General features: G+C 29.6%; 12 protein-coding genes. 9 read left to right on the plus strand and 3 right to left on the minus strand.

Features of this window, described 5'->3' with window-relative positions; genetic code table 11:
- Nucleotides 1-9 precede the first annotated feature (9 nt).
- The 8 genes from AJN56_RS05850 (at nt 10) to AJN56_RS05885 (ending at nt 8,306) form a co-directional block, all read left to right on the plus strand.
- Complete coding sequence (locus AJN56_RS05850; RefSeq protein ID WP_011812688.1) at nt 10-411, plus strand: tRNA threonylcarbamoyladenosine biosynthesis protein TsaB; 402 nt, start codon at nt 10-12, stop codon at nt 409-411.
- Between the two features lie 8 nt (nt 412-419).
- Nucleotides 420-1,298 carry a homoserine kinase gene (thrB, locus tag AJN56_RS05855; RefSeq protein ID WP_002851909.1) on the plus strand — a complete coding sequence of 293 codons (879 nt, stop codon included), beginning with the start codon at nt 420-422 and terminating at the stop codon, nt 1,296-1,298.
- 24 nt (nt 1,299-1,322) lie between these two features.
- Nucleotides 1,323-1,580, plus strand: a complete 258-nt coding sequence (locus AJN56_RS05860) for a DUF448 domain-containing protein (RefSeq protein WP_002859353.1) — start codon at nt 1,323-1,325, stop codon at nt 1,578-1,580.
- Nucleotides 1,567-4,182, plus strand: a complete 2,616-nt coding sequence (gene infB / locus AJN56_RS05865; RefSeq protein ID WP_002851655.1) for a translation initiation factor IF-2 — start codon at nt 1,567-1,569, stop codon at nt 4,180-4,182. The genes AJN56_RS05860 and infB overlap by 14 nt, the downstream gene beginning before the upstream one ends.
- A complete protein-coding gene (gene rbfA, locus AJN56_RS05870; protein WP_002868935.1) occupies nt 4,179-4,541 on the plus strand; it encodes a 30S ribosome-binding factor RbfA in 363 nt (120 codons plus the stop codon). Before infB ends, rbfA begins: the two co-directional genes overlap by 4 nt.
- Nucleotides 4,531-4,953, plus strand: coding sequence for a ribosome maturation factor RimP (rimP, locus tag AJN56_RS05875; protein WP_002868934.1), 423 nt, complete (start codon nt 4,531-4,533; stop codon nt 4,951-4,953). The genes rbfA and rimP overlap by 11 nt, the downstream gene beginning before the upstream one ends.
- 120 nt (nt 4,954-5,073) lie before the next feature.
- The gene (locus AJN56_RS05880; protein WP_002868932.1) at nt 5,074-6,969 is read left to right on the plus strand and encodes an AAA family ATPase; all 1,896 of its coding nucleotides are present in this window, start codon (nt 5,074-5,076) and stop codon (nt 6,967-6,969) included.
- Nucleotides 6,969-8,306, plus strand: coding sequence for an McrC family protein (locus AJN56_RS05885; protein WP_070246424.1), 1,338 nt, complete (start codon nt 6,969-6,971; stop codon nt 8,304-8,306). The genes AJN56_RS05880 and AJN56_RS05885 overlap by 1 nt, the downstream gene beginning before the upstream one ends.
- Here AJN56_RS05885 and AJN56_RS05890 read toward each other — a convergent pair.
- From AJN56_RS05890 to AJN56_RS05900, 3 genes are read right to left on the minus strand one after another with little or no spacing between them, the layout of a single operon-like run.
- The gene (locus AJN56_RS05890; RefSeq protein ID WP_002864656.1) at nt 8,295-9,098 is read right to left on the minus strand and encodes a metal ABC transporter permease; all 804 of its coding nucleotides are present in this window, start codon (nt 9,096-9,098) and stop codon (nt 8,295-8,297) included. The genes AJN56_RS05885 and AJN56_RS05890 overlap by 12 nt on opposite strands.
- The gene (locus AJN56_RS05895) at nt 9,091-9,945 is read right to left on the minus strand and encodes an ABC transporter ATP-binding protein (protein ID WP_002854487.1); all 855 of its coding nucleotides are present in this window, start codon (nt 9,943-9,945) and stop codon (nt 9,091-9,093) included. The genes AJN56_RS05890 and AJN56_RS05895 overlap by 8 nt, the downstream gene beginning before the upstream one ends.
- 12 nt (nt 9,946-9,957) lie before the next feature.
- Nucleotides 9,958-10,848 (minus strand): metal ABC transporter solute-binding protein, Zn/Mn family, encoded by an 891-nt coding sequence (locus AJN56_RS05900; protein ID WP_002864655.1) that lies wholly within the window; start codon nt 10,846-10,848, stop codon nt 9,958-9,960.
- 198 nt (nt 10,849-11,046) lie between these two features.
- On the opposite strand from AJN56_RS05900, the gene AJN56_RS05905 reads away from it, so the two are divergent.
- Nucleotides 11,047-13,026: a methyl-accepting chemotaxis protein gene (locus AJN56_RS05905; protein ID WP_009881803.1), complete on the plus strand. Its 1,980-nt coding sequence runs from the start codon at nt 11,047-11,049 to the stop codon at nt 13,024-13,026.
- Nucleotide 13,027: the final 1 nt, after the last annotated feature.

Genomic DNA, 13,027 nt, shown 5'->3' on the forward strand with positions numbered 1-13,027 from the left:
AAGCCTTTAATGATCGGAATTTATCAAGATGATAAACTTATAAAAACTTATAAAAGTGAAGAAAAAGCAAGCGAATTTTTACCAAAAATTTTAGATGAATTGCTTAAAGAATATGATTTTACAAGTTTAATCTATGCTAATGGTCCAGGTTCTTATATGGGGATTAAAATTTCTTATGTAGGTTTGAGTACTTTAAGTATAGTAAAAAATATTCCTTTATTTGCGGTGAGTGCTTTTGAATTAAATGGCTATAAACCCATAAGTGCAAATAAAAATTTTTGTTTTGTATATAAGGAAGGTGAAATTTGTTTAGAGCAAAATATCCCAGCAGAGTTTTTTTTACCAAAAAATTTACAAGAGCTTAAACTAAATAATGATAATCTTCCCTTTTATTTTTTAGATGCAATTTAGGATGAAATTTGAAAATTTTAGTTCCAGCTACGAGTGCGAATTTAGGGCCAGGTTTTGATTGTTTAGGACTTAGTTTAAAGCTTTTTAATGAAACTCAAATCCAAAAATCAGGTGTTTTTAGCATTAGTATTGGAGGCGAGGGAAGTGATAATATTTTTCTTAAAAAAAACAATATATTTGTAAATATTTTTTATGAAATTTATGAAAAACTAAGCGGAAAAAAAGATAATTTTCGTTTTATTTTTCAAAATAACATTCCTCTTTCAAGAGGATTAGGAAGCTCTTCAGCTGTGATTGTTGGAGCTATTGCCAGTGCTTATTATATGAGTGGATTTAAGGTAGAAAAAGAACGTATTTTAGATGAAGCTTTAATTTATGAAAACCATCCAGATAATATCGCTCCAGCTACTCTTGGTGGTTTTGTGTGTTCTTTGGTTGAAAAAAATAAAGTTTATAGTATCAAAAAAGAGATTGATAAAGATTTAGCTGCTGTGGTTGTGATCCCAAATTTGGCAATGAGCACGGAACAATCACGCCAAGCTTTGGCCAAAAATTTAAGTTTTAATGATGCGGTTTTCAACCTTTCTCATGCTTCATTTTTAACCGCTTGTTTTTTGGAGAAAAAATATGAATTTTTAAAATTTGCAAGTCAAGATAAGCTCCATGAAATCAATCGTATGAAAAACTTACCCGAACTTTTTGAAGTGCAAAAATTTGCCTTAGAAAATAAAGCTTTAATGAGCACACTTTCAGGTTCGGGATCGAGCTTTTTTTCTTTAGCTTTTAAAGATGATGCTTTAGCTTTGGCAAAGAAAATACAAACAAAATTTAAAGATTTTCGTGTGCAATATTTAGAATTTGATGATAATGGCTTTGAAATTTGCTAAAAAATATAAAAAAAAGATATAATTTTGAAAAAACATATACCAATTAGAATGTGCATAGTGTGTAAAAACCGCTTTGAGCAAAATATGTTATTTAGATTTAAAGTTGTTTTAGGAGATATTGTGCCTAAAGCAGAACATGGAAGAAGCGGATATTTATGTCAAAATTGTATTGAGAGAGAAGATAAAGTCTTACAAAAAGCATTTTCTAAAATATGTAAAAATTTAAATACTAAAATTACTCAGCAAGGACTTAAGGAGATATTTTTAAATGGCAAAGATTAGAATTCATGAAATCGCAAAAGAATTAGGTTATGATAGTAAGGAAATTATTGAAAAGGCAAATGAATTAGGACTTGGAATTAAAACAGCATCAAATGCTGTAGAACCTGAGATTGCGGCAGCTATTTATGAGTATATACAAACAAGAGAAATTCCAGAAGCTTTTAAGAAAAATATCAAAACTCCTACGGCAAAAAAGCCTAAAAAAGAAAATATAAAAGAACAAGAAAAGCTAAATGAATCTGAAAAAAAAGAACCTAAAAAAGAAGAAAAGCTTAAACAAGAAGTTAAAAAAGAAGAATTAAAAATTGAAAAAGAAAATGCAAAAGAGGAAGAAAAACAAGAAATTATTGATGCTCATAAGCCACAAAGCCTTGCTAGTGCAACTTTAGCCAAAAGACGCGGACTTGTTATTGTTAAAAAGAAAAAAGACGAAGAAGAAATTCAAGTTAAAAAAGAAGAAGTAAAAAATTCAAATGATATATCTATCAATAATGAAGAGCGCTTAAGTTTAAAAACTATGTTTTCAAATGCTGATGAGAGTTTAAAGAAAAAGAAAAAAGAAAAAAAATCTTTTGTTGCGAGTAAAAAAGAAAGTACCGAAAAAATGAATTTTTTAGATGAACATGATTTTGGTGATATTTCTTTAGATGATGAAGATGAGGTAGTATTACCTGATTTTAGTGTAAAAGAACAAGAAAAACCACAAAATATCAATAAAAAACAACCTAATTTTATAAGACAAGCTGTTGGAAATTCTGCGGGTTTTGGGCTTGAAGGTGGAATTCAAAGAAGAAGTCGTAAAAAACCATCTAAAAAGATTGAAAAAAAGGAAGTAGAAGAAGTAGGTAGCGTTGCTATTTCTAAAGAAATTCGTGTGTATGAATTCGCTGATAAGATAGGAAAAAGCACTAGTGAAGTGATTTCAAAACTTTTCATGCTTGGAATGATGACAACAAAAAATGATTTCTTAGATGAAGATGCGATTGAAATTTTGGCTGCTGAATTTGGTATAGAGATCAATATCATTAACGAGGCTGATGAGTTTGATTATGTAAAAGACTATGAAGAAGAGACTGATGAAAAAGATTTAGTGACTAGAGCACCTGTGATTACCATCATGGGGCATGTTGATCATGGTAAAACTTCTTTGTTAGATTATATTAGAAAATCACGCGTTGCAAGTGGTGAAGCAGGGGGTATTACTCAGCACGTGGGTGCTTATATGGTAGAAAAAAATGGACGTAAAATTACTTTTATTGATACTCCAGGTCACGAAGCTTTTACTGCTATGCGTGCAAGGGGTGCAAGTATCACTGATATTGTAATCATCGTTGTAGCCGCAGATGATGGGGTAAAACCACAAACTAAAGAAGCGATAAATCATGCTAAAGCAGCAGGTGTGCCTATTATTATTGCTATTAATAAAATGGATAAAGAAGCAGCAAATCCCGATATGGTAAAAACTCAACTCGCAGAAATGGAAATCATGCCAGTAGAATGGGGCGGATCTTATGAATTTGTAGGAGTTTCGGCTAAAACAGGAATGGGGATTGAAGATTTGCTTGAAATCGTGCTTTTACAAGCTGATATTTTAGAACTTAAAGCCAATCCAAAAAGTTTTGCTAAAGCAAGCATTATAGAAAGTTCTGTGCAAAAAGGGCGTGGTGCGGTGGCTACTATCATCGTGCAAAATGGAACACTTACTGTAGGAAGTACCGTGGTTGCAGGCGAGGCTTATGGAAAAGTGCGTGCGATGAGCGATGATCAAGGTAAAGCCTTAAAAGAAATTAAACCAGGCGAATGTGGGGTTATCGTAGGGCTTAGTGAAGTAGCAGATGCAGGTGAAATTTTAATCGCAGTAAAAACCGATAAAGAAGCAAGAGAATATGCTAATAAACGCCACGAATACAATCGCCAAAAAGAACTTAGCAAATCCACTAAAGTTAGCATTGATGAGCTTGGAGCTAAGATCAAAGAAGGTAATCTAAAAGCCTTGCCTGTTATTTTAAAAGCTGATGTGCAAGGATCTTTAGAAGCCTTAAAGGCAAGTTTAGAAAAACTTAGAAATGATGAGATTAAAGTGAATATCATTCATAGTGGAGTAGGAGGAATCACGCAAAGTGATATAGAGCTTGCAAGTGCGAGTGAAAACTCTATAGTACTAGGTTTTAACATACGCCCAACAGGGGAAGTTAAAGAGCGTTCTAAAGATAAAGGCGTAGAAATTAAAACTTATAATGTGATTTATAATCTTTTAGATGATGTAAAAGCCTTGCTTGGTGGTATGATGAGTCCGATTATTTCTGAAGAGCAATTAGGACAAGCAGAGATTAGACAAGTGATCAATGTGCCAAAAATCGGACAAATTGCAGGTTGTATGGTAACCGAAGGGGTGATTAACCGTGGGGCTAAAATTCGCCTTATCCGTGATGGAGTTGTGGTTTATGAGGGAAATGTAAGCTCACTTAAACGCTTTAAAGATGATGCTAAAGAAGTGGCAAAAGGCTATGAATGTGGCGTAGGTATAGAAGGGTGCGATGATATGAGAGTGGGTGATTATATAGAAAGCTATAAAGAAGTAGAGGAACAAGCAAGTCTATGAACCCAAATGAGATTAAAAAACTACGCACTGAAAGTATCTTAAAAGAGCTAATCCCTGAAGCTTTAGCAAATTTAGATGATGAAAATTTGAAAAATTTGTGTGTAGTGGATGTAGAGTGTAAAAAAGGCAGATATGATGCTTTTGTGTATCTTGATAAGATGTTTTTTAATGTTCATGAGCAAGAAAAAATTTTATCTTCTTTAAAAAAGGCAAGTAGAGCTTTGCAAAATTACTGCATGAGTGAGCAGGGTTGGTATAGGTGTCCGAATTTTCATTTTAAATTTGATGATAGGCTTGAGTATCAAAACCATATGGATGCACTTTTTGAAAAAATAAAAAAGGATAAAAATGAATCTTGAAGCCCTTTGCAAAGAAGCAGAGCTTAGCTTTTATGATGATGAGCTAGTAAGTGAAAATGGCAGAAAAATTTATAGAATTTATGTGCAAAAAGAAGGTGGGGTAAATCTTGATGATTGTGCAAGGCTTAGTGAAATTTTATCGCCTATTTTTGATGTAGAGCCACCTGTAAATGGGGAGTATTTTTTAGAAGTATCTTCACCAGGACTTGAAAGAAAACTTAGCAAGATAGAACACTTTGCTAAAAGTATAGGTGAACTTGTGAAGATCACAACCAATGAAAAAGAAAAATTCGAAGCAAAAATCATTGCTGTAGATGATGAAAATATCACTTTAGAAAATTTAGAAAATAAAGAAAAAACTACTATAAATTTTAATGATATAAAAAAAGCTAGAACTTTCATTATATGGTAAAATTTAGTTTTACTTATCTTTTTGAATTAAAGTCTAATATAAAGTAATATATATAATAGTCAGGTTTATTTTGTAATATTTGGATAATAATTTTAAATTATCAAAAATAAAGGATATATTATGATTGTATTGTCATCTGATGATAAAAAGAGGTTTAAAAAGTATTTAGTAGATTTTTTTCACAATGCTTACAATGGGAACAAATTGTCATCTAAAGATGAGGTAGTTAATTTTAATTTTTTTAAAAAATATGATTTTTACGTTGATTTGAGTTATGGAAAAGGAAATGTAGCTAAAATCCCATGGATTATATTTATAAGAATGGATACTCAAGAATATAAAGCTTCTTATGGTGTTTATGTGTATTGTGGTATAAAAAGAGAAAATAGAGAAATTGTTGTTTGTATTGGAGAAAGTGAAGATAAGACAGTCAATTATTTAGCAAGAAATAAAGTCGATGAGTATAATGCACAATTTAATCATCAAGTTTATAATTATTCAAATTTAAGCAATGATATTAATTTAATTGTGGATAAAATTATTTTAAATATGCAATGGTTTAAAGAATTACCTCTAAATGAGATTCAAGATATAAATATTAATACGCTTGAAAGTAAAAGCTTAGAAGTGGAAAATAATGTGCAACAAATATCAAGTAAAATGGAAAATAAAAATATGCCTTTAAATCAAATTCTTTATGGGTCTCCAGGGACAGGAAAAACTTATCATACTATAGATAAAGCTTTGGAAATTTTGGGCAAAAATTTAGAAAGTAGAGATGACAAAAAAGCAAAATTTGATGAGTATGTCAAAAAGGGACAAATAGTATTTACTACTTTTCATCAAAGCTATGGATATGAAGAATTTGTAGAAGGTATAAAGCCTCGCATAGATAGCAAAGAAAATTCTAAAGAAATAGAATATAAAATAAAAGATGGAATTTTTAAAGAACTTTGCGAAAAAGCTTTGGATAATTATGAGAATAGTATCTTAAATGCAGATGAGTTGAATAAAAAAATAGAATTAAAAGAAAAGGTTGAAAATTTTTTAAATTGGCTTTTGGAAACAAATGAGCCTATTGGTAAAACAAAGGGTGGAAATTTCTTTGTTGTTGAAATTGATAATAAAACAATTGTGATTTATAGTGAAGGCGTAGAGAGATTCGATGGAATTTTTAATTTAAATTTATCTATATTTATGGAATTATTAAAATGCAAAGATGAATTTAACAATGCTACTGAAATGTTTAAAAAGGTATTTAATAGAGATTATGCTGATAGAACTCATACTTATTACTTTAATTTAGTGAAAAAATTTAAAGCATATGAAGAAAAACAATTAGCCGCAAAGATTGAAAATAATAAAAACAATGATAATTCTTTAAAACCTTATATAATCATCATAGATGAGATTAATCGCGGTAATCTGAGTAAGATTTTTGGTGAGCTTATAACCTTGATAGAACCTAGTAAAAGGATAGGTGAAAAAGAAGAGTTAAAAGTGACTTTGCCTTATAGCGGTGAAAAATTTGGAGTGCCTAAAAATGTTTATATCATAGGCACTATGAATACAGCCGATAGAAGCATAACTTCTCTTGATACAGCTTTAAGAAGAAGATTTGAATTTGTAGAGATGATGCCTGATGTGAGCAAATTATCTATAGATTGTGAAGGTATTAATTTACAAGAATTATTAAAAGCTATAAACACTCGTATAGAATATTTACTAGATAGAGAAAAAACCATAGGACACGCATTTTTTATAAGTGTTGAAAATTTAGAAAGTTTAAAAAAGGTTTTTAAAAATAGAATCATCCCACTTTTGCAAGAGTATTTTTACAATGACTATGCTTTGATTGATGCGGTTTTAAATAAAAATGGTATGTTGGAAATTAGTGTTGAAAATAAAGATTATTTAAAAAATATGACAGAATTTATAGAAAGCGATAAGATTGTTTATAAATTTAGTGATAGTAATAATTGGAATAAAGATACTTTTATAAAAATATATAAATAATGAAAACAAGTAATACTTTTTCTATCATCGAACACCAAGCTTTTTCTAAAGAAGATTTAAAAGAAATTTTCAAAGAAAAGGCCGAAGGGTTTTATAAAGAGCTAGAAGACTTTGCAAAAAATAATGAAAATCTTCTAGGCTTTAAAAATAAAAATACCTTAAAAGCTAAAAATTATGTCGGCATTATACAGACTAAAAGTGGGGTTTTGGAGATCTTGCCAAAATGCACGAATTTAGATAGCTATAAAAAAGAAGATAGCTCTTCAAATCACGATAAAGAAAAACTAAAAAGATACTATGAATTAGACAATATTTCTAAAAATAATGATTTTTATGAACAAGATTTTAAATTTAATCCTAAAAATCTTTTGATAAATATGCTAAAAACCTTAAAAAACTTCCCCTTTAAAAAATCACAAATTTCATCTTTGCAAAGTTCTAAAATTCCTTTATTTGAAGTGTTTATCACTATGTTTTTAGATGAATTTGATAGCGTATATAAAAAAGGCTTGATGAGATCTTATCTAAGTTGCGAAGAAAATAGGGCTTTTTTAAAGGGAAAATTACTATTTAACGAGCATATCAAGCGAAATTTGATACACAAAGAAAGATTTTTTACAAGCAATGATGAGTTTGTTTTAGATATAGCACCCAATCGTTTGATAAAATCAACGCTAAATTTTTTAAAATCAAAAACAAGTTTGAATAAATTTAGACTTATAAAAGCCATGCAAATGCTTGATGAGGTAGAATTTTCTAAAAATTATGAAAAAGATTTTAGCTATAAAATTTCAAGACATTTTGATTATTATGAAAACTTGCTTTTGTGGTGTAAAATTTTCTTAAAAAATGAAAGTTTTATGCCTTATCATGGTAAAAATGAAGCTTTTGCTTTGCTTTTTCCTATGGAGAAAATTTTTGAAGATTATGTAGCTTATATGCTAAAAAAAGTAAATCCAGCTCAAGATATTAAAGTTCAAAACAATGGAAAGTATTTAATCTCAAAAAATGATGAAAATTGTTTCATGTTAAAGCCTGATTTATATATAAAAAATAAAATGATCTTAGATACCAAATGGAAAATTCCAAATGATAGTGAAGATGAGAAAAAACAGGGTATAGCACAAAGCGATTTGTATCAAATGTTTGCTTATGCTTGCAAATTTAAAATTTATGATATTAAACTTGTGTATCCTTTATGCGAAAAAACTCAAGATTTACAAAGAAAAATCGCAGAAAAATTTTTTGTTTTTAAGGCGAGCGAACATTTGTATTTTAAAGAACAAGGGCAAAAAGATATAAAAGTCCAAGTATTTTTTGCACCTTTACCTTTTTAAAAATTTGCCTATCAAATGCACTAAAAAACCAAAGCAAGCTACAGCTATGATGCAAGCACCGCTTGAGAGATTAAGATAATAGCTAAGTATAAGTCCTAAAATACAAAAAATCATACTTAAAAAACTTGCCAAAATCATGATAAAGCCAAGTCTTTTAGTAAAATTTTCAGCAATAAAGCTTGGGATACTAAGTAAAGCCATAACCAAAATAAGCCCTACAAGGCGTATAGAAATAACTATACAAAAAGCCATAAGGGCGATTAAAAGATAATGAAAAAAACTTGTATTGATACCACGAACTTTTGTAAATTCCACATCAAAGCTTAATGCTTCAAATTGTCTATAAAATAAAAAGATCAAAAGCACCACCACGCCATCAACCAAAGCCATAAGCCATAAATCTTGTGTTCCTACAGCCAAAATGCTCCCAAAAAGATAAGCCATTAAATCTGTGTTATAACTAGGGCTTAAATCGATTAAAATAATCCCAACAGCCATTCCAAAAGCCCAGATTACAGCGATAATGCTATCACTTCTGTGTTCATAGCGTTTAGCTAAAAAAGCTACTAAAAAAGCCAAAAATAAAGTAAATATTCCCGTGCTTAATAAAATAGGCAAAGAGAAATAAAAAGCTATACCTATACCACCAAAAGCCCCATGTGTTATACCTCCAGCCATAGAAAAAAGGCGATTTATCATCACCAAAGTGCCTATGATCCCACAAGCTATACTGACTAAAATCGCTCCTAGTAAAGCGTTTTGAAAAAAGGTGAAATTTAAAATTTCAAGCATTATTTTCCTTTGAAAATTTTAAACAAAAATTTTCTTTTTTAAATTCTGTTTTTTTCAAATTTCTTCTTGTAAATTCTTGTTCGCATAGTTTTTTACTATCGCAATTTTCTTCATTGCAAAAACAAGTATTTAAACTCATTTCTACATCACAAAAATGAGAGTGGTTTTCGTATAAATGTTTTAAAAATGAACTTTTTTCTTTTTCTTTAGTGTTGGTATGCAAGAAAAGTTCTTTGTTTAAATGTGCAATTTTATCGCTATAAGCTAATACAAGGTTGATATCGTGACAAATGAGTAAAATTCCCATGCCTTTTTGGTGCAAAGAGCTTAGAAGTTCAAAAATTTGTATAGCAGACTTGTTATCAACGCTTGCGGTAGGTTCATCTAAAATAAGCATTTTGCATTCACTAGCTAAGGCTCTTGCGATAAAAACACGTTGCCTTTGTCCTCCGCTTAAAGAATCAATGGTTTTGTTCCAAAATTTTTCCATTCCTACACTTTTTAAAGCTTGCATAGCTTTTTCTTTATCTTTTTTCCCATAAAAACCAAAAATTTTTTTACTTACAAGTCCCATAAGAACGATTTCAAGTACTCTTGGGCAAAAATTAGGATTGGCTAGAGTGTGTTGAGGAACATAGCCTATTTCTTTTCTTTGAAGAGCTTTGAAATGGATTTCATTTTTGGATTTTAAAAGTCCTAAGATAAGTTTTACGAGTGTTGATTTTCCTGCACCATTTGGACCTATGATAGAGAGAAAGTCTTTATTGTCATAGCTAAGATTGATGTTTTTTAAGATGATCTCATTATCATAAGCGTAGTTTAGATTAGAAATTTCAAAAAAAAGCATCAAAAAACCTGATTATAAATTATGAGAAAAGGCATCAGCAGTTTTTAAAAGCTCATTTTCCCAATCATAAGATAAATGATCTATTTTGTAAATTTTTGCATCACATTCTTTAGCAAGTGTTTTTGCTGCATTTTCAGGGAAACCATTTTGAACAAAAATGACTTTTAAATTTTTATCTTTCATTAGAGTGATAAGTTTTTGCAAATCTTTGCTTTTTGGTTCCTTACCTAAAATTTCTACAGGAATTTGCGTAAGATTATAGCGTTTTGCAAAATATGTCCAAGAAGGATGATAAACTACAAATTCTCTATTTTTTAATTTTTCTAATTTTGAGGCAATTTGTAAATTTAAACTATCTAATTCTGCTAAAAATTTATCTAAATTTTCTTTATATAAATTTTCATTTTGTGGATATTTTTGAATTAAGGTGTCATAAATATTTAAAGCCATGGTTTGGACTAAAATAGGATCTAGCCAAGTATGAGGATCAAAATGCCCATGTTCGTGGTGTTCATGCTCATGAGAGTGTTCGTGTGTATCATGAGTTTGAATCAAAGCTATGTTTTTTTGCATATTTATAACTTGAAGTTTTGGAAAATTTTGTTTAAATTTATCCGTAAAAACTTTTTCAAATTCTAAGCCTATGGTGAAATAAATATCACTTTTTTCAAGTTTTTTCATAGTACTTGGTTTAAATTCAAAATTATGCTCATTGCTATTTGGAGGCAAAATAACATTGACATCTAGAGTATTTGCAGCTATTTTTTTAACAAAAAATGCTTGAGGTGCTATACTGACACTAACTAAATTGCTACTAGTATTTTGTTCTTGCTCTAAATTTTTAGCTTGTGTGAAAGTATAAAATATCCCTAAAGATAAGATAAATAATATAATTTTTTTCAAAATATTTCCTTTCGATATAAATTTTTTAAATTATAACGATATTAAGCTTAATACATAGAATTTTCGAAGCGATATTTATTTAAATAAAATTTTTTATTACTTTTATATTTAAGTAAAAATCTAGATTTTTTAATTTATAATTCTAAAACTTTATGTAGATATCTCTATAAAATAATATTAGAAAGGAGCGCTTAAATTATGAAAAGCGTAAAATTGAAGGTTTCGCTGATTGCAAATTTAATCGCAGTAGTGTGTTTGATAATTTTAGGTGTTGTAACATTTATATTTGTAAAGCAAGCAATTTTTCATGAAGTTGTGAATGCTGAAATAAATTATGTTAAAACGGCTAAAAATTCTATAGAGTCTTTTAAGGCAAGAAATTCTTTAGCTCTTGAAAGTTTAGCTAAAAGTATTTTAAAGCATCCTATAGAACAGTTAGATAGTCAAGATGCTTTAATGCATTATGTTGGAAAAGATTTAAAGAATTTTAGAGATGCTGGAAGATTCTTAGCAGTTTATATTGCTCAACCAAATGGCGAACTTGTTGTAAGCGATCCAGACTCTGATGCTAAAAATTTAGATTTTGGAACTTATGGAAAAGCTGATAATTATGATGCTAGAACAAGAGAGTATTATATAGAAGCAGTTAAAACAAATAAACTTTATATTACCCCATCTTATATTGATGTAACTACAAATTTACCTTGCTTTACATATTCTATTCCGCTTTATAAAGATGGTAAATTTATAGGGGTTTTGGCTGTAGATATTCTTGCGGCAGATTTGCAAGCTGAATTTGAAAATTTACCAGGTAGAACTTTTGTATTTGATGAAGAAAATAAAGTATTTGTTTCTACAGACAAAGCTCTTTTACAAAAAGGTTATGATATTAGTGCAATTGCAAATCTTGCTAAAACTAAAGAGGATCTTGAACCTTTTGAGTATACTAGACCAAAAGATGGTAATGAAAGATTTGCTGTATGCACAAAGGTTTCTGGAATTTATACTGCTTGCGTTGGAGAGCCAATAGAACAAATAGAAGCTCCAGTTTATAAAATTGCATTTATACAAACTGCGATTGTTATTTTTACAAGTATTATTAGCGTCATCCTCCTTTATTTCATCGTATCAAAATACCTCTCCCCACTTGCAGCTATCCAAACAGGTTTAACTTCATTCTTTGATTTTATCAACTATAAAACAAAAAATGTTTCCACTATAGAAGTAAAAAGCAATGATGAATTTGGACAAATCTCAAATGCTATCAATGAAAACATTCTTGCTACTAAAAGAGGCTTAGAACAAGACAATCAAGCCGTTAAAGAATCAGTTCAAACCGTATCAGTTGTAGAAGGTGGTAATTTAACAGCAAGAATTACTGCTAATCCAAGAAACCCACAACTGATTGAACTTAAAAATGTTCTAAATAAACTTCTTGATGTTTTACAAGCTAGAGTAGGTTCTGATATGAATGCTATTCATAAAATTTTTGAAGAATACAAAAGCTTAGACTTTAGAAATAAATTAGAAAATGCTAGCGGTAGTGTAGAATTAACTACTAATGCTTTAGGTGATGAAATAGTTAAAATGCTAAAACAAAGTTCAGACTTTGCTAATGCTTTAGCTAATGAAAGTGGAAAATTACAAACTGCTGTTCAAAGCTTAACCACTTCTTCAAATTCTCAAGCTCAATCTTTAGAAGAAACTGCAGCAGCTTTAGAAGAGATCACTTCTTCTATGCAAAATGTTTCAGTTAAAACTAGTGATGTTATCACTCAATCTGAAGAGATTAAAAATGTTACAGGTATTATAGGTGATATTGCAGATCAAATCAATCTTTTAGCTTTAAATGCAGCTATTGAAGCAGCTCGTGCTGGAGAACATGGTAGAGGCTTTGCAGTGGTAGCTGATGAAGTTAGAAAGTTAGCTGAAAGAACTCAAAAGTCTTTATCAGAAATTGAAGCTAATACTAATTTACTTGTTCAATCTATCAATGATATGGCAGAAAGTATTAAAGAACAAACTGCAGGTATCACTCAAATCAATGATAGCGTAGCTCAAATTGATCAAACTACTAAAGATAATGTTGAAATTGCTAATGAATCAGCTATTATTTCTAGTACAGTAAGTGATATAGCTAATAATATCTTAGAAGATGTTAAGAAGAAAAGGTTTTAAT

This window comes from Campylobacter sp. BCW_4319 (assembly GCF_001764435.1).
Lineage (GTDB): Bacteria > Campylobacterota > Campylobacteria > Campylobacterales > Campylobacteraceae > Campylobacter_D > Campylobacter_D jejuni.

Bases quoted from the DNA above. Each gene is read 5' to 3' on its own strand.
- AJN56_RS05850 (WP_011812688.1), top strand. From the start codon at position 10: ATGATCGGAATTTATCAAGATGATAAACTTATAAAAACTTATAAAAGT.
- infB (WP_002851655.1), top strand. From the start codon at position 1,567: ATGGCAAAGATTAGAATTCATGAAATCGCAAAAGAATTAGGTTATGAT.
- rbfA (WP_002868935.1), top strand. From the start codon at position 4,179: ATGAACCCAAATGAGATTAAAAAACTACGCACTGAAAGTATCTTAAAA.
- rimP (WP_002868934.1), top strand. From the start codon at position 4,531: ATGAATCTTGAAGCCCTTTGCAAAGAAGCAGAGCTTAGCTTTTATGAT.
- AJN56_RS05880 (WP_002868932.1), top strand. From the start codon at position 5,074: ATGATTGTATTGTCATCTGATGATAAAAAGAGGTTTAAAAAGTATTTA.
- AJN56_RS05885 (WP_070246424.1), top strand. From the start codon at position 6,969: ATGAAAACAAGTAATACTTTTTCTATCATCGAACACCAAGCTTTTTCT.
- AJN56_RS05890 (WP_002864656.1), bottom strand. From the start codon at position 9,098: ATGCTTGAAATTTTAAATTTCACCTTTTTTCAAAACGCTTTACTAGGA.
- AJN56_RS05895 (WP_002854487.1), bottom strand. From the start codon at position 9,945: ATGCTTTTTTTTGAAATTTCTAATCTAAACTACGCTTATGATAATGAG.
- AJN56_RS05905 (WP_009881803.1), top strand. From the start codon at position 11,047: ATGAAAAGCGTAAAATTGAAGGTTTCGCTGATTGCAAATTTAATCGCA.